At 69.9% G+C, this 20,535-nt stretch carries 21 protein-coding genes; 12 read left to right on the top strand and 9 right to left on the bottom strand.

The features are described 5' to 3' along the window. Nucleotides 1-14: 14 nt before the first annotated feature. Nucleotides 15-827: a nucleotidyltransferase domain-containing protein gene (locus tag ACPPVW_RS11885; protein WP_426623331.1), complete on the top strand. Its 813-nt coding sequence runs from the start codon at nt 15-17 to the stop codon at nt 825-827. Between the two features lie 61 nt (nt 828-888). Here the strand turns inward: ACPPVW_RS11885 and ACPPVW_RS11880 are convergent, their stop codons facing one another. Next, entirely contained in the window at nt 889-2,211 is a 1,323-nt protein-coding gene (locus ACPPVW_RS11880; RefSeq protein WP_426623330.1) for a bifunctional o-acetylhomoserine/o-acetylserine sulfhydrylase, read from the bottom strand. A 114-nt stretch (nt 2,212-2,325) separates the two neighbouring features. Here ACPPVW_RS11880 and ACPPVW_RS11875 point away from each other — a divergent pair, with 114 nt between their 5' ends. The 7 genes from ACPPVW_RS11875 (at nt 2,326) to ACPPVW_RS11845 (ending at nt 9,621) form a co-directional block, all read left to right on the top strand. Next, nucleotides 2,326-3,102 carry an SDR family oxidoreductase gene (locus tag ACPPVW_RS11875; protein WP_426623329.1) on the top strand — a complete coding sequence of 259 codons (777 nt, stop codon included), beginning with the start codon at nt 2,326-2,328 and terminating at the stop codon, nt 3,100-3,102. 1 nt (nt 3,103) lies between these two features. After that, nucleotides 3,104-3,817 carry a potassium channel family protein gene (locus tag ACPPVW_RS11870; protein ID WP_426623328.1) on the top strand — a complete coding sequence of 238 codons (714 nt, stop codon included), beginning with the start codon at nt 3,104-3,106 and terminating at the stop codon, nt 3,815-3,817. Between the two features lie 54 nt (nt 3,818-3,871). After that, complete coding sequence (gene metX, locus ACPPVW_RS11865) at nt 3,872-5,077, top strand: homoserine O-acetyltransferase MetX (RefSeq protein ID WP_426623327.1); 1,206 nt, start codon at nt 3,872-3,874, stop codon at nt 5,075-5,077. Nucleotides 5,078-5,092: 15 nt separating this feature from the next. Beyond that, a complete protein-coding gene (locus tag ACPPVW_RS11860; protein WP_426623326.1) occupies nt 5,093-6,259 on the top strand; it encodes a sensor histidine kinase in 1,167 nt (388 codons plus the stop codon). Continuing rightward, on the top strand, nt 6,256-7,515 hold the full coding sequence (locus ACPPVW_RS11855) for a hypothetical protein (RefSeq protein ID WP_426623325.1): 1,260 nt from the start codon (nt 6,256-6,258) through the stop codon (nt 7,513-7,515). The genes ACPPVW_RS11860 and ACPPVW_RS11855 overlap by 4 nt, the downstream gene beginning before the upstream one ends. 34 nt (nt 7,516-7,549) lie before the next feature. Further along, complete coding sequence (locus ACPPVW_RS11850; protein WP_426623324.1) at nt 7,550-8,203, top strand: response regulator; 654 nt, start codon at nt 7,550-7,552, stop codon at nt 8,201-8,203. A gap of 137 nt (nt 8,204-8,340) precedes the next feature. After that, nucleotides 8,341-9,621: an MFS transporter gene (locus tag ACPPVW_RS11845; protein WP_426623323.1), complete on the top strand. Its 1,281-nt coding sequence runs from the start codon at nt 8,341-8,343 to the stop codon at nt 9,619-9,621. A gap of 109 nt (nt 9,622-9,730) precedes the next feature. Here the strand turns inward: ACPPVW_RS11845 and ACPPVW_RS11840 are convergent, their stop codons facing one another. The 4 genes from ACPPVW_RS11840 to ACPPVW_RS11825 all read right to left on the bottom strand — a co-directional run bounded on the left by ACPPVW_RS11840 (nt 9,731) and on the right by ACPPVW_RS11825 (nt 12,754). Further along, the gene (locus tag ACPPVW_RS11840) at nt 9,731-9,976 is read right to left on the bottom strand and encodes a hypothetical protein (RefSeq protein ID WP_426623322.1); all 246 of its coding nucleotides are present in this window, start codon (nt 9,974-9,976) and stop codon (nt 9,731-9,733) included. Beyond that, nucleotides 9,976-10,290 carry a thiamine-binding protein gene (locus tag ACPPVW_RS11835; RefSeq protein ID WP_426623321.1) on the bottom strand — a complete coding sequence of 105 codons (315 nt, stop codon included), beginning with the start codon at nt 10,288-10,290 and terminating at the stop codon, nt 9,976-9,978. Before ACPPVW_RS11835 ends, ACPPVW_RS11840 begins: the two co-directional genes overlap by 1 nt. A 77-nt stretch (nt 10,291-10,367) precedes the next feature. After that, nucleotides 10,368-11,816 carry a hypothetical protein gene (locus ACPPVW_RS11830; protein ID WP_426623320.1) on the bottom strand — a complete coding sequence of 483 codons (1,449 nt, stop codon included), beginning with the start codon at nt 11,814-11,816 and terminating at the stop codon, nt 10,368-10,370. A 68-nt stretch (nt 11,817-11,884) separates the two neighbouring features. Beyond that, nucleotides 11,885-12,754: an ADP-dependent NAD(P)H-hydrate dehydratase gene (locus tag ACPPVW_RS11825; RefSeq protein ID WP_426623319.1), complete on the bottom strand. Its 870-nt coding sequence runs from the start codon at nt 12,752-12,754 to the stop codon at nt 11,885-11,887. A 32-nt stretch (nt 12,755-12,786) separates the two neighbouring features. Here ACPPVW_RS11825 and ACPPVW_RS11820 point away from each other — a divergent pair, with 32 nt between their 5' ends. Next, the gene (locus ACPPVW_RS11820; protein WP_426623318.1) at nt 12,787-13,404 is read left to right on the top strand and encodes an HAD family hydrolase; all 618 of its coding nucleotides are present in this window, start codon (nt 12,787-12,789) and stop codon (nt 13,402-13,404) included. Between the two features lie 25 nt (nt 13,405-13,429). Further along, nucleotides 13,430-14,515, top strand: a complete 1,086-nt coding sequence (locus ACPPVW_RS11815) for an NADH:flavin oxidoreductase/NADH oxidase (protein ID WP_426623317.1) — start codon at nt 13,430-13,432, stop codon at nt 14,513-14,515. Here the strand turns inward: ACPPVW_RS11815 and ACPPVW_RS11810 are convergent, their stop codons facing one another. Continuing rightward, nucleotides 14,516-14,902: a VOC family protein gene (locus tag ACPPVW_RS11810; protein WP_426623316.1), complete on the bottom strand. Its 387-nt coding sequence runs from the start codon at nt 14,900-14,902 to the stop codon at nt 14,516-14,518. A 225-nt stretch (nt 14,903-15,127) separates the two neighbouring features. On the opposite strand from ACPPVW_RS11810, the gene ACPPVW_RS11805 reads away from it, so the two are divergent. Then, a complete protein-coding gene (locus tag ACPPVW_RS11805; protein WP_426623315.1) occupies nt 15,128-15,862 on the top strand; it encodes a DsbA family protein in 735 nt (244 codons plus the stop codon). A 54-nt stretch (nt 15,863-15,916) separates the two neighbouring features. Here ACPPVW_RS11805 and ACPPVW_RS11800 read toward each other — a convergent pair whose 3' ends face one another. Beyond that, the gene (locus tag ACPPVW_RS11800) at nt 15,917-16,954 is read right to left on the bottom strand and encodes a hemolysin family protein (protein ID WP_426623314.1); all 1,038 of its coding nucleotides are present in this window, start codon (nt 16,952-16,954) and stop codon (nt 15,917-15,919) included. Further along, on the bottom strand, nt 16,951-18,273 hold the full coding sequence (locus ACPPVW_RS11795) for a hemolysin family protein (protein ID WP_426623313.1): 1,323 nt from the start codon (nt 18,271-18,273) through the stop codon (nt 16,951-16,953). Before ACPPVW_RS11795 ends, ACPPVW_RS11800 begins: the two co-directional genes overlap by 4 nt. A gap of 214 nt (nt 18,274-18,487) precedes the next feature. Here ACPPVW_RS11795 and ACPPVW_RS11790 point away from each other — a divergent pair, with 214 nt between their 5' ends. Continuing rightward, on the top strand, nt 18,488-18,928 hold the full coding sequence (locus tag ACPPVW_RS11790; protein WP_426623312.1) for a hypothetical protein: 441 nt from the start codon (nt 18,488-18,490) through the stop codon (nt 18,926-18,928). Between the two features lie 85 nt (nt 18,929-19,013). Here ACPPVW_RS11790 and ACPPVW_RS11785 read toward each other — a convergent pair whose 3' ends face one another. Continuing rightward, entirely contained in the window at nt 19,014-20,453 is a 1,440-nt protein-coding gene (locus ACPPVW_RS11785; RefSeq protein WP_426623311.1) for a GuaB1 family IMP dehydrogenase-related protein, read from the bottom strand. Nucleotides 20,454-20,535 lie beyond the last annotated feature (82 nt).

Raw genomic sequence — 20,535 nt, 5'->3', positions numbered from 1 at the left:
AGACAGGGGGAATCATGGACGCTCCACTACCGCCGCAGGTCGGCGAGGCACTCACCCGGTTCCTCCTCGAACAGCGGCGCATCGCGCCCGGCCTGGTCAGCCGCGCCGTCGTCACCGGCTCGGCGGCCACCGACGACTGGCACGACGGCGTCAGCGACATCGACGTGGTATTCGTCGTCACCCGCGATCCGAAGGACGACCTCCCTGCGCTCGCCACCCTCCACGCGGAGTCGACGCCGCGCATCGACGGCGTCTACCTGACGGAGTCGGAGATCGCGCGCGGCCCCGATCAGGTCGAGACCGCGCCGCAGGTCGTGGAGGGTGTGCTCCTCACCGCTCTCGCCGGCGGCCGGCTGAGCTGGGCGACCTGGCGCCAACTGGAGGACGGGGTGCAGGGCATCGCCGACGGAGGCGATGTGATCTGGACACCGACCTCCGACCGGCACCCGGACGCCGCGATGCGGGTCGTTGACCGATCGCGCGACGACCTCATCGACTTCTGGGCGCCGGTGGGCGACACGGCGGAGGCCGAGCTCGCCGACTGCGAACCGGGCGACGCCGTGCGCTCGGAGACGGTCCGCTGGCTGGCCCTCGGGCCGATCCGGCTCGTGGAGACGATGAAGTCGGGGCGCATCCTGTCGAAGACCGCCGCGGCCCGTAGCGCCGCCGAGCGCTGGCCGGAGCACGCGGACCTGCTCGACCGCGCCGTGCGCGACCGCGCGGGCGAGCGCCAAGACTTCACGGCCGCCGACGCGCGCGAGGCCATCGCGCTGCTGCGCCAGTGCGTAGACCTGGCCGTAGGCGAACCAGACATCGTCGAAACGTGAGTCGTTGCGGGTTTCCGAGGGCCGGAACCCGCAACGACTCACGTTTCGATGACGGGCTGCGTTAGATGCGGGCGGCCTCCACTACGGCGCGGGCGGCCGCTAGGCCGGCCGAGAGGTCGGCCTTCAGGTCGTCGATGTTCTCGAGGCCGACCGAGAGGCGCACCAGGCCGGGCGTGACGCCGGCGGTGAGCTGCTGCTCAGGGGTCAGCTGGGAGTGCGTGGTCGACGCCGGGTGGATGACGAGGCTGCGCACGTCGCCGATGTTCGCCAGGTGGCTGAACAGCGACAGGTTGTCGACGAGCGCCGCGCCGGCGTCCACGCCGCCCTTGAGCTCGAACGAGAGCACCGCGCCGACGCCCTTCGGGGCGTACCGGTTGGCAGCGGCATACCAGGGGCTGGTGGGCAGGCCGGAGTAGTTGACCGTGGCGACGTCGGGGTGCGCCTCCAGGAACTCCGCGATCTCCTGCGCGTTCTGCGTGTGGCGCTCCACGCGCAGCGACAGGGTCTCGATGCCCTGGATGAGCTGCCAGGCGCTTGCGGGGGCGATCGCCGCACCGAAGTCGCGCAGCAGTTGCACGCGCGCCTTGATGATGTAGGCGAGGCCGTCGCCGACCGCTGAGGTGTAGACGGCGCCGTGGTACGACGGGTCCGGCTGGGTGAGGCCGGGGAACTTCTCGGCATTCTTGGACCACTCGAACTTTCCGCCGTCGACGACGATGCCGCCGATGACCGTGCCGTGGCCTCCGAGGAACTTGGTGGCGGAGTGGACGACGATGTCGGCGCCGTGCTCGAACGGGCGGATGAGGTACGGCGTCGCGATGGTGTTGTCCACCAGCAGCGGGACACCGGACTCGTGCGCGATGTCCGCGACGAGCGCGATGTCCAGGATGTTGATCTTGGGGTTGCCGATGGTCTCGGCGAAGAACAGCTTGGTGTTCGGGCGGACCGCGCGACGCCACTCGTCTGCGTCGTCCTGGTTCTCGACGAAGGTGGTCTCGATGCCGAGCTTGGCGAGCGTGTACTTGAACAGGTTGTAGGTGCCGCCGTAGATGGAGCTCGACGAGACGATGTGGTCTCCGGCCTGGGCGATGTTCAGCACGGCGAACGTCGACGCAGCCTGGCCCGACGCGACGAGGAGGGCGCCGGTGCCCCCTTCGAGCGCGGCGACGCGCTCCTCGACGACCGCCTGGGTCGGGTTCTGGATGCGGGTGTAGATGTTGCCGAACTCGGCGAGCGCGAACAGGTTCTTGGCGTGCTCCGCGTTGTTGAACACGTAGGAGGTGGTCTGGTAGATCGGCGTGGCGCGCGCGTTGGTCACCGGGTCGGGCGCGGCGCCGCTGTGGATCTGCTTGGTCTCGAACTGCCAGTCGGCGGCGTCGGTCATGGCTTTCGCTCCTTGTTCGGGTGAGCACCGTTCGGTGGTCGGTAACACGCTAGACATGCGGCTGCGCGCGGGCAACGCTGCCGAAACATGCCGTAACCCGTGAGAATAGGCAGCATGAGCAGCAGACGTGTGGTCGTGACAGGAGCGAGTTCGGGAATCGGAGCGGCGACGGTCCGCCTGTTCCGCGAGCGGGGCTGGGATGTCGTGGGCGTCGCCCGCCGCCAGGACCGCCTCTTCGAGCTCGCCGCAGAGACCGGTGCCGACGTCTTCGCCGCCGACCTGACTCGTCAGGAGGACGTCGACGCGCTGCGCGACCACCTCGCCGCGACCGGCCCGATCCACGCCCTCGTCAACAACGCCGGCGGGGCCAAGGGGCTCGACTCGGTCGAGGCCTCCAGCGTCGACGATTGGACCTGGATGTTCGAGATCAACGTCATCGGCACCAAGCGCGTGATCAGCGCGCTGCTGCCGTTGCTGCGCGACGGCGCGCGAAGCTCCGGCCACGCCGACATCCTGACCATCACGTCGATCGCCGGCCACACCGCGTACGTGGGCGGCGGAGGTTACAACGCCGCCAAGTTCGCCGAGCACGCGCTCACGGAGGTGCTGCGACTGGAGCTGAACGGCGAGCCCATCCGCGTCGTCGAGGTGGCGCCGGGGATGGTCGCCACCGAGGAGTTCTCGCTCGTGCGGTTCGACGGCGACCAGGAACGTCGCGACGCGGTCTACGAGGACGTGCCGGAGCCGCTGACCGCGGAGGACATCGCGGAGACGATCGTGCACGCTCTGGAGCTGCCCCGGCATGTCGACCTCGACCTGATCGTGGTGAAGCCGGTCGCCCAGGCGGCCTCCTACCGCTTCGCCAAGGGGCCCCTCCAGGTCAAGGGCTGACATGGCGGACGACGCGAAACGCCAGCGCTGGGAGGCGGCCACGGTGTGGCCGGGCATCGTCGCGAGCGTGGTGTTCCTCGTCGTCTATTCCTGGCTCGTGCTGGATCCGCAGCTGACTCAGGGCATTTACGGACTTCTCACCGTATTGCTCGCGCTCATCTGGGTGGCATTCTTCGTCGACTACGTCGTGCGACTCCAGCTTGCGGCGAACAAGCGCAGCTTCGTCCACCACAACGTCGTCGACCTGCTCTCGGTGCTGATCCCCATCGCCCGCCCGTTCCGGCTGATCGTCGACCTGTTCCGGATGCCGAGCCTGCGCGGCAACTCCGGCAGCCACCTGCGGCGACGGATCGTCATCATCGCCGGCACCTTCGTGGTGATGTTCATCTACGTCATCTCGCTGGCAGTGTTCCAGGTGGAGCACTACGCGCCAGGGTCGAACATCCACTCGTTCGGAGACTCGATCTGGTGGGCGTGCGTCACGATGGCGACCGTCGGCTACGGCGATTACTACCCGGTGACCGTGACAGGGCGGCTGCTGGCGGTCGTGCTGATGATCGGCGGGGTCGCCATCGTGGGAACGGCGAGCGCGACGATCGTCAACTACCTGAACGAGCAGACGCAGCAGGCGCGGGAGCGGCGGACACGGGAGCATCACGAGGGCGACGATCGCACCGGTGAGAACAGCGGGCGCCCCGACCGAGACGCCCCATGATCCCCCTCCCGTAACACAGCACCGACGACCTCCCGGCTCCGGGAGAATGAACTCATGGAGTGGCAGACCTCGGCGGACACAGCACCTTCGAGCTTCATCACGGAGGCTCAGGCGCGATCACTGCTGGGCAAGCCTCCGGCGAGCGGAGCATGGAAGGAGTCCGACCCCGAGGGGTCGCGGCGGTTCGCCGGCATCGGCGCCTTCGCGTTCGAGAGCGGCGAGAGCCTCCCGTTCGTGCGCGTCGCCTACGAGACCTGGGGCGAGCTCTCGCCGGAGGCCGACAACGCCGTCCTGGTGCTGCACGCCCTCACCGGCGACAGTCACGTCGTCGGCGCCTCCGGTGCCGGGCACCCCACACCCGGCTGGTGGCAGGGCGTCATCGGCCCAGGCAAGGCGATCGACACCGACCGCTGGTTCGTCGTCGCCCCCAACATGCTCGGCGGCTGCCAGGGCACCACCGGTCCCGCCTCCATTGCGCCCGATGGCGCCGAGTGGGGTCCGCGGTTCCCGTCCACCACCATCCGCGACCAGGTGAACGCGCAGGCCGCGTTCGCCGACGCGATCGGCGTCGGGCGCTGGGCCGCCGTGATCGGCGGTTCGATGGGCGGGATGCAGTCGCTGGAGTGGGCTGTCTCGTTCCCCGACCGTGTCGAGCGGCTGGCCGTGATCGCCGCTCCCCCGTTCTCGACCGCCGACCAGATCGCACTCAACTCGGTGCAGATCGAGGCGGTGCGCACCGACCCGCTCTTTCGCGGCGGCCACTACTACGACGAGAAGGACGGCGAGGGCCCGCACCGCGGCCTGGCACTCGCTCGCCGGATGGCTCTGCTCAACTACCGCAGCCCGTCCGAGCTCAACGAGCGGTTCGAGCGCGCGTGGCAGAGCGAGATGAGCCCGCTCGGCGGAGGCGGCCGGTTCGCCGTCGAGTCGTATCTCGACTTCCACGGCAACAAGTTCACGCGCCGCTTCGACGCGAACAGCTACCTCACCCTCGTGGAGGCCATGAACTCCCACGATGTCGGTCGCGGACGCGGCGGGCTGGCCGCGGCGCTCGCCCGCGTCACCGCCCGCACACTCGTGGTCGGCGTCGACAGCGACCGGCTGTTCCCCGTGGAGGGACAGGAGCTCATCGCCTCTCACCTCCCGGAGACGATCGACGGTAGAGTTCCGGTGGTGATCCGCTCCGACTTCGGTCACGACGCGTTCCTGATCGAAGACGACGCGATCACCGAGCAGCTGAGGAGGCTGCTCGCGGCCTGAGGGGAACGGAGAGGCATGTCGCGCATCCAGAAGGAGCGTGATCGGCTTCTCGCCACCACCGCCCGCACCGTCGGCCTCACCGCCACGGCGACGACGCTGTTGACCTTGAGCGTATCCGGCACCATCCCTCTGCCCCTGTACATCGCGTCGCTCGTCTTGCTCGCCTGCATGGGAGTGGCCCAGTTCCAGCTGGCCACGCTCGCCCGTCTGACGGTCTGGATGTGCGTGATCGCCATCGCGGGAGTCGGCATCATCCTGCTGAACCTGCTGCCGAAGGCGCAGCTCGGCCCGTCGGAAATCACCACGGTCGGTGTGGTCGGCGCCGTGGGGGTCGCCTGCGTGTCGTTGCTGGCGCCGACCTCCCGGCGCCGCACCCTGCTGGCGGTCCTCGCGGGTGCCGTGACACTCGCCGCGAGCGTGACGACCCTGGTCGTCACCGGATCGCATCTCGTCGAGGTCCTGATCTTCATCTTCGCGGGCTGGGTAGCCCTCACTGCCACCGGCGTCTGGCTGGCCCGTACCGTGCCACGCGCGCTCAAGCGCATCTCCACGATGAGCCGCGCCTACCGCGTCGAGCGACAGGCCAGCGAGACCGAGGCGCGACGCAGGCAGGGCGCCCGCCTTCTGCACGACACGGTGCTCGCCACGCTCACCCTGCTCGCCCACTCCGGCGTCGGCGTCAGCGTCGGCGCCCTCCGCGAGCAGGCCGCCGAGGACGCCGCGCTGCTACGCCAGCTGCGCCTCGGCTTCACGCCCGACCCGACGCGCTCGGGCGACTACCGCCTCAAACCGGTCGAGGAGTCGACGCTCGGCAACACGCTGGAGTCGGTCAAGCAGCGCTTCCGGAGGATGGGGCTCGAGGTCAACTGGCACGGCTCCGGCCAGGTGCTGCTACCGAGCGACGTGCTCGATTCGTTCCTGCTCGCCCTCGGCGAGTGCCTCGAGAACGTACGCAGGCACTCCGGCGTCAACGAAGCCCACGTCACCATCACCGACGACGAGACGACGGTGCGCGCGATGGTCACCGACGCTGGAAAGGGCTTCGACGTCACGAGCATCGAGGAGGGCCGCCTCGGCTTCACCGAGTCCATCGTCGCCCGCCTGCGCGACGTCGGAGGCAACGCCCGACTGTTCTCGTCGCCCGGCAGCGGGACGACGGTGGTGCTGGAGGTGCCCAAGTGAGCCCGGACGACCGCACCATCCCGATGTCCCGCGGACTGCTCGGCTCCCGCCGGTCGGCAACGGTGGGCTCGGCAGCCCTCCCCCGCGGACGGCAGGAGCGCGACGCGCTCGGCCGCGCCCGCCTCGACCTCGGCTTCAACGTCGCGTCCGTCGCGCTCATCGCCTTCCTGTTCGCGATCATGGTGATTACCGCGCCGGAGTACCCGGCCCTCGCGTTCACCCTGGCTTCCTGGGGCGTGCTGCTGGTGACGCTGGTGACGGCGCTCGTCCTGCGGTTTCGGCTGCCCGACCTCCTGCCGAACTGGCTGTTCGCCATGGCGCTGGTCCTCTGGGCGGGCGTCGTGGTGCTCGACATCCTCGGCACCTCGACCTCGGAGGCCTGGATCCCGCTCACGGCCGCGGCGGCCGTCGGTCCCGCGCTGCTGCTCTGCGTGCCGGTGCGGCTCGCCCGCGACGTCGTCATCGCCGCGGTGGTGCTCGGGGTCGTGCTGGCGACGGTTCTCCTGCTCCGGTCGCTGGGCGACCTCCAGATGCTCGGCCCCGGGGCCGCCACCGTGGCCATCGCGATCGCGCCTCCCCTGGTCGGCATCCAGATCGTGCGCTCGCTCAGCACCCTGGTGCAGTTGGAGCTCGACCTCGTCCAGGTGCAGAGCACTGTGTCGTCACCGGGCTACGCCGTCGGGATGATGGCTTCGGAGGAGCTCGCCCGTCTCGACCTGGCGGCCGAGCGACTCCTCGACGGCGTCGCGACCGGCCGCACCGCCCTCCCGCTCGACGAGGCCACCGCCGACGCCGCCGCCAGCATCGCCACCGAGCTGCGGCTGCATCTCATCCAGGGCCGCACGGAGACCTGGCTGTACCACGCGGTGACCGAGTCGGCGCTGCTCGGCCCGACCGTCACCCTGACCGACCCCGACGGGCTCGCCGCCGGGCTCACCCGAGACCAGCGCGACGGCCTGCTCACCGCGGTGTGGCTGCTGATCAGTGACCCGGTCCGATCCGGAGCCGGCCAGGCGCGTACCCTCAGCCTCGATATCGAGCGCGCCGCCGGGCCGCAGGTGGCGGCAGGCTCGGCCGTCGCCACCGGTGCCACAATGGCGATCGTGATCACGACCACCGGTGTGCCGCGAAACGGGGTGGACCCTGCCGCATGGCAAGCTATCCGTAGGGTGGGACGCCACGCCGAGTCATTCTCCGACTCCGCGCTCCGCATCGAGATCACCACCGTGAGCGACACAACGGCCGAACTGACCTGACCCAGCCGGCCACCCATAGGAAGAAAGGCTGCTCATGAGCGAGGCTCCCCCCATCAGGATCGCGATCGTCGACGATCACAAGATGCTGCTCGGCGCCCTCACCGAGTGGATTCGCGGCGCTGCGGACGACATCCGCATGGTCGCGGCCGTCGCCAGCTGGCCCGAGCTGCTGACCAACCCCGAGTTCCCCGTCGACGTCGTGCTTCTCGACCTCGACCTCAAAGACAACATCCCGATCTCGCTCAAGCTGTCGACGCTGAAGACGACGGGCGTGCGCACGGTGCTGATGAGCACCTACTCCGAACCGGCCGTCGTGCGCGAGGCCCTGGCGGCCGGCGCGCTCGGCTACCTGGTCAAGACCGAGGACGCCGAGATGATCGTGGAGGCCATCCGCGCCGCGAGCAAGGGCGAGTCCTTCATCTCTGCGGAACTCGACCTGGCGCTCAACGCCGGCGAGCTCGGCGGCGCGCCGAAGCTCAGCGCGCAGGAGCGCCGCGTGATGGCGCTCTACGGCGCAGGTGAGCCGGTCAAGGCCGTGGCGTTCCAGCTCGGGATCTCGGACGAGACCGCCAAGAGTTACCTCAAGCGCATCCGTGAGAAATACCGCGTGGCCGGCTACGACGTCGGCACGAAGGTGGCGCTGCGCAAGCGCGCCATCCAAGACGGCATCCTGCTGCAGAACGACTGACGCGCGTCCCCACCTGAGCAAAAAAGGGGGGTCGCAACACGCCGTTTCGGGACGTTCGTCGCGGCGTGTTGCGTCCCCGCTGCGACACGTACCGCGATTGAAACGTCACCGTCGAAACGATTCGATAGACTGCCCGGGTGAACCCGGTCATCGACGGGCCGACGCAGTTGTCGTCGGCCCGTACTCGTCTTGCGTTGCTCGCTCTCGCCCTCGGCGGCTTCGGCATCGGCTCCACGGAGTTCGTCGCCATGGGCCTGCTGCCCAACATCGCCCACGACCTGCTGCCGCAGCTGTATGCGACCTCCCCCACCGCGGCGAACGCGCAGGCTGGCTGGATCATCTCGGCATACGCGCTCGGCGTCGTCGTCGGAGCGCCGACGATCGCGGCAGTTGCCGCGCGCTGGCCGCGCAAGAAGCTGTTGCTCTGGCTGCTGGTGGCGTTCACGCTCGGAACCGTGGCCTCGGCGCTCGCGCCCACGTTCCAACTGGTGATTCTCGCCCGGTTCGTCTCGGCGTTGCCCCACGGCGCCTACTTCGGCATCGCCTCCCTCGTGGCCGCGTCGCTGATGGGTCCGGGCAAGCGCGGCCAGGGCGTCGCGTTCGTGCTCTCCGGTCTCACGATCGCCAACGTCATCGGCGTGCCCTTCATCACCTGGATCGGGCAGACCCACGACTGGCGCATCGCCTACCTGGTCGTCGCGGCGATCTTCGCTCTGACCTTCGCCGCCGTCGCCCTGCTGGTGCCGTGGCAGGCGGGCGACGCCACGGCCACACTGCGCAACGAGCTCAGGGCGTTCACGCGGCTGCAGGTCTGGCTGGCGCTGCTCATCGGCGCGATCGGCTTCGGCGGCTTCTTCGCCGTCTACACCTACGTCGCCCCCATGGTGACCACGGTCACGGGCTTGGCGGCCTCCGTGGTCCCGCTGGTGCTGATCCTTGTCGGCGTCGGCATGACTGTCGGCAACATCCTCGGCGGACGCCAGGCCGACCGCGGCGTCGAGCGCGGGATGCTGCTGTTCTTCGGCGTGATGCTCGCCGGCCTCGCCGCACTGTTCTTCACCGCCTGGAGTCTGGCGGGCCTGCTGATCTCGATCTTCGTCATCGCCGCCGCCGCGTCGGCGCTCTCGCCGATGATCCAGACCCGGCTGATGGATGTCGCGCACGACAGCCAGTCGATCGCCGCAGCGCTCAACCACTCCGCGCTCAACATCGCGAACGCCTCAGGCGCTTTCCTCGGCGGGCTCACGATCGCGGCCGGGTTCGGCTACCTGTCGCCGGTCCTCGTGGGCGTGGTGCTGGCCGTGGCCGGCATCGTGCTCGCGCTCGTGTCGTTCGGGATCGACCGCTCCCGCCTCCGCCGCAGCGCGGACACCGGCGTCGTGCACGCCCAGCGCCCCGACCCCGTCCCGATCGACTGACACGCCGGTCCATCTCCGCCGCCGAGGGGCACGTTGTTGTCCCTTTCGGGCGTGCGAAAGGGGCAACAACGTGCCCCTCGAGCTCCGTTCGCGTGGCGTTCGCGTGGCGTCAGTGCGGGTGCGGGTGCGGCGTGCGGGGCTGGGAGGACTGGGCGGACTGGGTCTCGAAGAACTCGGCCACGTCCACGTCGTCGTCGACCGGTTCGGCGGGACGGAATCCGGTGCGGATCGCCCCGACGACCGCGACCAGCACCGCCCCGAAGAGTGTGCCGGCGATCAGCACGAGCACGGGCAGGTAAATCGGCCAGCCGTACACCAGCAGGTAGTAGCCGATCGTCAGCGCGACCGGATCCACTACTGCGCCTCGCCCCGCCCCAGCGCCGCCTCCAGTCGCTCGACCTTGCCGTCGATCTCGCCGCTGTAGCCGGGACGGATGTCGGCCTTCAGCACGAGCGAGACCCGCGAACCATAGGCACCGACCGCCTCCGTGGCCCGGCGGATGACGTTGAACACCTCATCCCACTCGCCCTCGACCTCTGTGAACATCGATGACGTCCGATTCGGGAGGCCGGACTCCCGGACGATGCGCACCGCCGCCGCCACCGCGTCGTGCACGGACGCGCCCGGCCCTTCGCCCCCGCTCGGCACCACCGAGAATGCGACCAGCATGTGTCCTCCTTCGTCCGGCACCCGGGATGCCCGGGCTCACCAGCCAGTCTAGGAGGGTCGCCGTTCGGCGCTACCCCTCAGCCGGCCTCGCGCACCGGCACCGGGTGCGCATCGGGCGCCGCGCGGAACGGCCAGGCGTGCGCGGGCAGCAGGTCGCCCGCGGCCTCGTCCGCGTGGCGCTTGCGCCCGAGCGCGCCGATCGTCCAGCCCAGGATGACGAAGTACATGAGATTGCGCGCGGTGAGCACCGCCACCAAGATCGGCAGCGGGATGAGCAACCCGGAGTAGAGGTACGGGTAGATGACCTGGGTGAGGGCGGCGGCGACGAGCACGAGGACCGACGGCGTCTTGAATCCGCGGCCCTGGTAGACCAGGCCGATGATGACCGGAGCGGCGAGCCAGGTGATGTACTGCGGCGAGCCGACCTTGTTGAACGCGATGAATGCCGTCACCAGTGCCAGCGACAGCTCCGGCAGGATGCGCGTGTACGGCGTCCCTCGCCGCAGCGAGCGGATGCCGATCAGAGCGACCACGACGGCCGTGAGACCGAACAGCGGGTTCATCAGCGAACCGGCCGCCACCGTGCCCTCGCCGGTGACCTGGAACGTGAGCAGGTCGAGGTCGAAATAGACGACGGCGCCCGGCACGTGGAACGCGGCCTGCCACATCCAGAACGTCGCCACCGGCGCCTCGATCTGGATTCCGCGCCCGGTCTGCATCGTGATGAAGCTGAGCACGTGGAGGCCCGCGCCGAAGATCAACGGGACGGCGACGATGATGGCGCTCGTGACGGCCGCGGTCGCGACGATCCGCCAGCGCGACCTCAACCCGACCACCGCGGCCAGCAGGATGGCGGCCGGCCACACCTTGATCCAGGTCGCGACCGTGAGCACCACCACCGCGGCGCGCTCGTGGAGGGTCAGCCAGAGCACCCCGATGATGGCGAGGGCTGCCGAGACGGAGTCGAGCCGGCCGACGGCGATGGGGCCGAGGAGGAGCATGAACGCCAACCACCACCAGCCGGCGACGAGTCGACGCGGCTCCCGGCCGACGATGACGACGGCGAAGGCGGCGGCGTTCAGGAGCATGACCATCGTCAGCCAGCCGCCGACGTAGTTGTCCGCCCCGAACAGCAGCGGGAGCATCACTGGCACGATCGCGGCGAAGGGGTACACCCAGTCCGCGTTGACGCCGACGATCTCGGTGCCCTGCGCGGCGAGCTGCGCCCACGGCTTGTAGACCCACATCACGTCGCCGAGACCCTTGCCCTGGATGAGGGCCAGTGCGCCGATGATGAGGTGGACGACCAGGAACGCGATCCACAGACTCAGCGGGCTGGACGCCACGCGGCTGAGGGTGGTGCCGGGGAGGAGCCCGGCAATGGCCCGCGCGCCGTCGTGCCGAGCAGCGACGTTCGCCGGACCCCGAACGCCGGAGGCTGCACCCGCTCCTGAGGCTGCACCCGCTCCGGAGGCCGCGCCCGGGTCGCTTCCTGCAGCGCTCGTCCCCGCGGTGTCAATCCCCATGGGCCTAATCCTAGGGGACGCGCCCGAACCGGAACCGACGCCTCGGGCTCCGCCGTGTGCGAGGTCGCTCAGCTTCCGGCGAGCAGCTGCCGCAGCACGCCGGGCACGGCCTCCGCCACGTCGAGCGCCACCACGGGACCGCCCTGCGACGCGCTCTCGCCCGCCCGGCCGTGCACCCAGGCCGCGGTCGCGGCGAGCGCCGCCAGCGCGTCGTGGCCGCGCTCGCTCACCGCGTCGGCGTGCGTGGCGACTAGGGCGCCGAGCATGCCGCCGAGCACGTCGCCGCTGCCGGCGGTCGCGAGCCACGCGGGCCCCGCTGTGACGGTGATGCGCGGGCGGCCCGGGGCGACGACGTGGGTGGTGTGCCCCTTGAGGAGCACCGTCACGCCCAGTGCGGAGGCCGCACGCTCGGCCCACCCACCCGGATCGGCGCGGATCTCCTCCGCCTCCGGAGTCGGGACGTCCCCGCCTGCCGCAGCGAGGGCCACGGCAAGCTCGCGGTAGTGCGGCGTGATGATCACCGGCCCCGTCGCCCGCGTCACCAGGTCGAGGGCGCCCGCGTCGATGACGAGGGGCGTGCCGTCGTCCAGGGCGACTCTCAGCCGGCGGGCGTCGTCGTCGCTGCGGTCGTCCGCCGACATCCCCGAGCCGATGAGCCAGGCCTGCACCCGGCCGGGCGCGGCGACGATCTCGGGACGGCGGCGCAGCACCTCCTCCGCCGCGTGCGGCGGTCCGAGGTAGCGCACCATCCCGACGCCGGTTCGCGCCGCCGCCTCGGCGCCGAGCACGGCGGCACCCGGGTAGCGCGCCGACCCGGTGACCATGCCGAGCACGCCGCGTGCGTACTTGTCGTCCCCCTCCGTCGGCACGGCGATCCAGCTCCGCGCGTCGCCGGCCGCCCAGGCCGTCGGCTCCGGCCGCTCGCGGTTGTCGTCCATTGAACCTCCTGCGCCCACGATAGATTCAACAGATGAGCATCTCCATCCCCGGAACAGTGGTCGTCTTCGATTACGGCGAGGTCATCTCGGTCGTTCCGAGCGCGTCGGACCGCACGGCCCTGGTGGGGATCGCCGGCGGCGACGCCGAGCAGTTCTGGCCGGCCTACTGGCGGCACCGCAACGCGCTCGACCAGGGCACGCTGACGATTCAGCAGTACTGGCGCGGCATCGAGCGCGAACTCGGCGAGAGCTGGGAGGACGCGACCATCCACCGGCTGTGGCTGGCCGACTTCCGCAGCTGGCTGACCATCGACCACGACACCCTGCAGGTCCTCCTCGATCTGAAGGCGGGAGGCACACGCCTCGCCCTGCTCTCGAACGCCGGGCGCGACTTCGGGTCCTATTTCCGGCACGGCACGCTCGGCGACCTGTTCGAGCAGGTGTTCGTCAGCGGCGAGCTGGGAACCGTCAAGCCGAGCCCCGAGATCTTCGAGCACGTCATGGCCGAGCTCGGCGTGACTCCCGAGCAGACCGTGTTCATCGACAACAAGGCCGAGAACGTGGAGAGCGCCCAGGCGCTCGGGATCGCCGGGCACGTCTATACGTCGGCCGCGGACCTCCGGGCATATCTGGAGACGCTGGAGCCTTGAGACTGATGTGGAATCGCGCACTCATATGACCTCCCTCTTCGACCCGATCGCCCTGCGCGACGTCACCGTGCGCAACCGCATCTGGGCCTCGCCGATGTGCCAGTACTCCGTGCTCGACGAGTCGGGCGTGCCGCAGACCTGGCAGCTCGTGCACCTCGGCTCGCTCGCGGTCGGCGGCAGCGGCATCGTGTTCACGGAGGCGACCTCCGTCAATCCCGAGGGCCGGATCTCGCTCCGCGACACCGGCATCTGGACGGACGAGCAGGCGGCGGCCTGGCGACCGATCGTGGCGTTCATCGCAGAGCAGGGCGCCATCCCGGGCATCCAACTCGCGCACGCGGGCCGCAAGGCCTCCAGCTGGCCGGCGTGGGGCTTCGAAGACCTCCACGGCTCCGTTCCCGTCGAGGAGGGCGGCTGGACGACCGTCGCGCCCTCGGCCGTCGCGTTCGGCGACCTCGCGGCGCCCGCCGAGCTCGACCTCGCGGGCATTGATGCGGTCGTCGACGACTTCCGCTCGGCGGCGCGACGCTCGATCGACGTCGGCTTCCGCGTCCTCGAACTGCACGCGGCGCACGGCTATCTGCTGCACCAGTTCCTCTCCCCCGTCGCCAACCACCGCACCGACGAGTACGGCGGATCGCTCGAGAACCGGGCGCGGCTGCTGCTGCGGATCGTGTCGACCCTGCGCGCAGAGGTCGGCGACGGCATCCCGCTGTTCGTGCGGTTCTCCGGCAGCGACTGGACTCCGGGAGGTTGGGACGAGCAGCAGACCGCCACCGTCGCCGGGTGGGCGCAGGAGGCCGGGGCCGACTTCTTCGACATCTCGTCCGGCGGCATCCAGACGGGCGTGCGCATCCCTCTCGAACCCGGGTACCAGGTGCCCTTCGCCGAGCACGTCCGCAGCTCGGCCGAGGTGGATGTGAGCGCCGTCGGTCTGATCACCACGCCGCAGCAGGCATCCGACATCGTCGAGAACTGCAGCGCGGACGCCGTGATGCTGGCGCGCGAACTCCTGCGCGACCCGCATTTTCCACTGCGGGCCGCTCATGAGCTCGGCGTCACGATCGACTACTGGCCTCCGCAGTATCTGCGGGCCCAGTGGCGCACGTGACTACATGGGCGCGTTGGGCTGCGTCAGGCAGAGGTAGTTGCCTTCGCTGTCCTGAAACCAGGCCGACTTGCCCTGGTCATCAGTAGCGACTCCGTTCTCGGTCGTGAGGCCGGGGAAGTCGTAGTCCGCGAAGACGACGCCCCTGCCGCGCAGGTGCTCCATCTCCGCGGCGATGTCGTCCACCAGCCAGCACATCGCGGTGTTCTGCGCGGTGCCGGCATTGGTGGTCTCGTAGATGTAGATCCAGGAGTCACCACCCGTGCGGTAGCGGACTCCCTGGTCGCTCACGTCCTCCGGCTCGAGCTCGAGCTTGTCGCGGAACCACGCTGTGGCGCGCGACAGGTCCGATGCGGGGAGGACGGAGTATGTCTTGCTCGACGATAACATGAGAATTTCTCCACTTCGTTCCGCGCGGCATGGTACTCCTCCGCAGGCGGCGCGGCCCCCTGGACCGATCGGTCTACCCCGGCCTCCTGCAAGCCGAGACTCAGATCGATACGCTACATTTCACGACGTGGCGGAGAAATCGGTGAAACAGGTACGGATCGCAGAGGCGCGCGAAGCCGCGCGAGAGGCTCGGATGCCCAGGAGCGACGGGCTCGGAGACGCAAGGTGCTCCTCCCCCTCATCGCCAGCCTGGCGGTGATCGGCGTGGTGTTCGCCATCGTGGCGCTGCAGCCCAAGGCGGCCCCGTCGGCCGGCCCCCGCAACATGGCGTCGGACTCGATCATCTTCACCGGCGTGGACGGCGAGGTGAGGGTCACGCCCTCGGCTGCGCTCCGTCCCGGCGCGGACCCGTCGACGACCGCCTGGGACGCTGACGACGAACGGCTCCACGTGCAGACGTTCATCGACTGGACCTGCCCGGCCTGCAAGTCGTTCGAATCCCAGTACTCGGACGCCCTGCTCCGGCAGGTCGCCGCGGGCAAAGCGACGCTCGAGATCTTCCCGGTCGCCATCCTCGACCACCAGTACTCGACCGCATACTCGACCCGGTCGGCGAACGCAGCTGCGTGCTTCGCCGACCGAGCGCCGGACCGGTTCCTCTCCGCCCAGGCCGCGATGTACGCCCACCAGGCGGACGAAGGCGGACCAGGTCTCTCGACGGACGAGATCCTCGAGGTGCTGCACAACGAGGGCATCCGCGAGGACTCGGTGGACACCTGCATCCGCGAGGAGACGTTCGCCGGATGGGTGGCGGAGCAGACCGCTCGGATCGCCGCCGATCCTCGGGCGAAGACGACGCAGAACGGCCGGTCGGGGTTCTCGACCCCCACCATCGTCGCGAACGGAAAGACGTGGGACCGCACGACGTCCCTGCACGACTTCCTCGGCCTGACCGACTGACAGGCCGGCAACCCGCCGGGTCGCCCCGCGGATCGGGCCGATCCGGCAGTCGTGTCACCTGCGCCGGGTGGCGTCCTGCACCTCGCCCACGAGCTCCTCGATGATGTCCTCGAGGAACAGCACGCCGGCGGTGATGCCCTCCTCGTCCACGGCGCGCGCCAGGTGGCTGCCGGTGCGGCGCATGCTCGCCAGCGCGTCCTCCAGATCACTGTCGACGAACACGGTCACCAGCCGACGTACCCGCTTGGCGGGCACCGGGAGGTCGAACCCGGTCTCCTCCAGGTCGAGCACGTCTTTGAGATGGAGGTACCCGGTCGGCTCGCCGTCGGCATCCGGAACGACGTACCGCGAGAACCCGTGCTTCGCCACCGCCTTCTCGACGTCTGCCGGCGTCGGCGCAGGCGGCAGCGAGACGAGCGTCTCGGGCTTGACCATGGCGTCGCGCACCTTCTTCGCCGTGAACTCGAACGCTGCCGTGAGCGCGCCAGTGCGGTCGGTCAGCACACCCTCGCGCGTGGACTGGTTCACGATGGTCGCGACCTCGTCGAGGGTGAAGGTGCTCGCGGCCTCGTCCTTCGGCTCCACGCGGAACAGACGGAGCACGCTGTTCGCGGACGCGTTCAGGGCCACGATGATCGGCCGCACCGCCCGGCCGATTCCCACGAGCGGAGGCGCGAGGAGCAGCGCGGCTCGATCCGGCATCGAGAAGGAGATGTTCTTCGGCACCATTTCGCCGAAGACGACGTGCAGGAACGACACCACGACCAGGGCGACGATGAACGCGATCGTGCCGATCACGTCCTCCGACCAGCCTGTGGCGGCGAGGGGAACCTCGAGCAGGTGGTGGATCGCCGGCTCGGAGACGTTCAGGATCAGCAGCGAGCACACCGTGATTCCGAGCTGTGTCGTCGCGAGCATGAGCGTCGCGTGCTCCATGGCGTAGAGCGCGGTCTTTGCGCTGCGCTTGCCGCGTTCGGCGAGCGGCTCGATCTGCGAGCGGCGGGCAGAGATGACCGCGAACTCGGCGGCGACGAAGAACGCGTTCACGAAGAGGAGCACCACCAGCCAGGCGATGCCGGCCCAGTCGCTCATGAGCCACCTCCCGGCGCCGGTTGCTCCGGGTCGGGCGTGTACCGGATCCTGTCGACTCTGCGCCCGTCCAGCCGCTCGACACGGAGCGTGCCGCCTTCGATCGGAACCTCGTCGCCGACCTTCGGCAGGCGCCCGAGCTCGTTCATGACGAAGCCGGCGACCGTCTCGTAGGGGCCGTCCTCCGGCACGGTCACGCCGGCCTGCTCCTGCAATTCGTCTGGGCGCAGGATGCCGGGAAAGGTGATGGAGTCGCGACCGCGGACCACGCCGGCCCGCGTGCGGTCGTGCTCGTCGGCGACCTCCCCGACGATCTCCTCCACGAGATCCTCCAGAGTGGCGATGCCGGAAGTGCCGCCGTACTCGTCGACGACGACCGCCATCTGATAACCCCGGCCACGAAGCTCGCCGAGCAGTGTGTCGAGGCTCATGGTCTCAGGCACTCGCAGCGCTTCCGTCTGCAGAGCCGACACCGGGACGCGAGCCCGGCGCTGTCGAGGAACGGCCACCGCCTGTTTGACGTGTACGAACCCGACGACGTCGTCCACGTCCTCGTCCACGACGGGGAACCGGGAGTAGCCGGTGCTGCGCGCCAGGCCGATGACCGTCTGAGCGGGGTCGGTGCGCTTGACCGCCTCCACACGGGGTCGCGGCGTCATGACGTCGGAGGCCGTGCGCGACGCGAACGCGAGCGTGCGGCTCAGCAGCGTGGCGGTGTCCGCCTCGAGCAGACCCGCACTCGCCGAACGGCGGACCAGCGACGAGAGCTCGTCGGCGGTGCGGGCGGCCGACAGCTCCTCCTTGGGCTCGATGCCCAGCATCCGGAGGAAGCCGTTCGCGGTGCCGTTGAGGATGAAGACGAACGGGCGGAAGACGGTCGTGAAGAGCGTCTGGAACGGGATGACCAGCTTGGCCGTCGCCAGTGGGAGGGCCAGCGCGAAGTTCTTGGGCACGAGCTCGCCGAGGATCATCGACAGCAGTGTCGCGACGGCGATCGCGACCACAGAGGCGATCGGGACGACAGCGCCGTCCGGCAGACCGAGAGCGGTGAGCGGACCGTGCAGGAGTGTGCTCAGCGCGGGCTCCATCGTGTAGCCGGTGAGCAGCGTGGTCAGCGTGATTCCGAGCTGGGCGCTCGAGAGGTGCGTCGACGTGATCTTCAGCGCCGCGATCGTCATGGTCAGCCGCGACTCCCCGCGAGCGCGCCTGGCCTCCAGATCGCCCCTGTCGAGATTGACCAGAGCGAACTCGCTGGCCACGAAGAGGCCGGTGCCGATCGTGAGCAGGAGCCCGACCCCCAGCATGATCCATTCAGAGAGCATTGCGATCACACCGCTCGGGGGCGCTCATCGGATGGAATGGGCTGGCAGAAGGAGGGTCGTCCATTTCGCGAGCCAGTATAGCGGCGGGGCCCGTGCAATACCCGGATCTCGCAGGGGCCGAGCGATTCCCAGCCCGCGCATCGACTCGCCATAGGGCGCCCGAAGCGAGCGACGGCATCCTCACGGCAGAAGCCCACCGGAGAGGAATCCACCCATGAGCACCACAGCCCCGAACCCCGGTCAGTCCTGGCAGCCGGCGCCGCAGTACCCGCAGCAGCCGCAATACGCGCAGGCACCGCAGCCGCAGTACGCCCCGCAGAGCTCGGCCACGCGCCCGACGAAGCCGGCCGCCACCGGCAGCGTCCTGCGCCGCTGGCCCGCCTGGGCGCAGAACACGGCGCTCGCGGTCGGTGCCGTGGCGATCCTCGTCGTCGTGTTCTTCGCCGGCTACTTCACCGCCCACGCCGTCGATGGCGGCACGCGCCCGGGCTTCGGCACCAACCAGAATTTCACCCCGCGTCAGTTCGGAGGCAACGGCAACGGCTTCGGCGGCCAATCCGGCAACGGCTTCGGCGGCCAGCCCGGCAACGGCTCAGGCGGCCAGTCCGGCCAATCCGGCGACGGCTTCGGCGGCCAGTCGGGCAACGGCTCCTGAGTCCCCGGCGAGGGGGGCGCAGAATCGACCAAGAACTGTCGAGAAGGCGGACAATCCGCCGCCTCGGCGGGGTCGGGGACGGTCGTCACCAGCTCACGGGGAGGGCCTTGCCTTCCTCGTAGCCGGCGGCGGACTGGATGCCGACCAGCGCGCGGTCGTGGAACTCGGCCAGCGTGCGGGCACCCGCATAGGTGAACGAGCTGCGAAGCCCCGTAGTGATCATGTCGAGGAGGTCCTCCACGGACGGGCGCAGCGGGTCGAGGTAGATGCGCGAGCTCGAGATGCCCTCGGCGAACAGCGTCTTGCGCGCCTGATCGAAAGGATCGAGCCGCTCGAATCGGCCCTTGACCGCCTTGGTGGAGGCCATGCCCCAGCTCTCCTTGTAGAGCGCCCCGCGCTCGTCGGCGACGAGGCCGCCCGGCGCCTCGATCGTTCCGGCGAACCAGGAGCCGATCATCACCGAGGCGCCGCCCGCGGCGAGCGCGAGCGCGACGTCGCGCGGGTAGCGCACGCCTCCGTCGGCCCAGACGTGGGCGCCGAGCTCGCGGGCGGTCGCGCTCGTCTCGAGCACGGCGGAGAACTGGGGGCGGCCGACCGCCGTCATCATGCGCGTCGTGCACATCGCGCCGGGACCGACACCGACCTTGAGGATGTCCGCCCCGGCGGCGACGAGGTCGCGCACGGCCTGCTCCGTCACCACGTTGCCCGCGACGATCGGCAGCCCGAGGCCGAGCCTCTTGACAGTGTGGATGGCCCTGCGCATGCCGTCCTGGTCGCCGTGCGCCGTGTCGAGCACCAACACGTCGACGCCGGCGGCGGCGAGCGCCTTCGCCTTGGCGGCGACGTCGCCGTTGATGCCGATAGCGGCCGCGACGCGCAGCCGGCCGTGCGCGTCGAGCGCCGGCGCGTAGATCGTGGAGCGCAGGGCGCTGGTGCGGCTCAGCGTGCCGACGACGCGACCGTGGTCGAGAACTGGCGCGAACGAGAGGCCCGCGGCCTCCATCACGTCGAACGCCGCCCGGCCGTCGGGGAGGTCCTCCGCCTCCAGCGAGGTCAGCGCGCCGTGCAGGAGGTCGCCTATGCGCGCGTCGGGCAGCGCCGATCCGAGCTGCGCGGCGGCGAGGCAGCCGAGGTAGCGGCCGTCGTCGTCGCTCACCACGACGCCGTGCCCCTCGACTGGCGGCACCCGGCGGAGCACGTCGGCGGCCGTCTCGTGCGGGAATGCGGAATACGGGGTGTCGAACGCGACCGGCTGCGCCTTGACCCAGCGGATCGCCTCGTCGAGATCCTGCAGGTGCATGTCTTGCGGCAGCACTCCCAGGCCGCCCCGCCGGGCGAGGGTCGCGGCCAGCCGCTTGCCCGTCACCGAGTTCATGTTCGCCGACACGATCGGGATGGTCGCGCCCGTTCCGTCCTTCGGTGCGAGCGAGACGTCGAGACGGCTCGTCACGTCCGAGCGCGACGGCACCAGGAAGACGTCCGAGTATGTGAGATCGTGACGCGGGGTGGTGGCATAGAACTGCATGGGAATAACGGTATCCTCCCGGGTCGGACGGCCGCACCCGGTCGCCGATGGGATTAGGCTTGGTGCTCGGATGGAGACGGGC

It is taken from the genome of Leifsonia sp. McL0607 (genome assembly GCF_049993355.1).
GTDB lineage: Bacteria > Actinomycetota > Actinomycetes > Actinomycetales > Microbacteriaceae > Leifsonia.
Note: the sequence above shows the minus strand (reverse complement) of the source record. Positions and strands in the feature narration are given on the sequence as shown.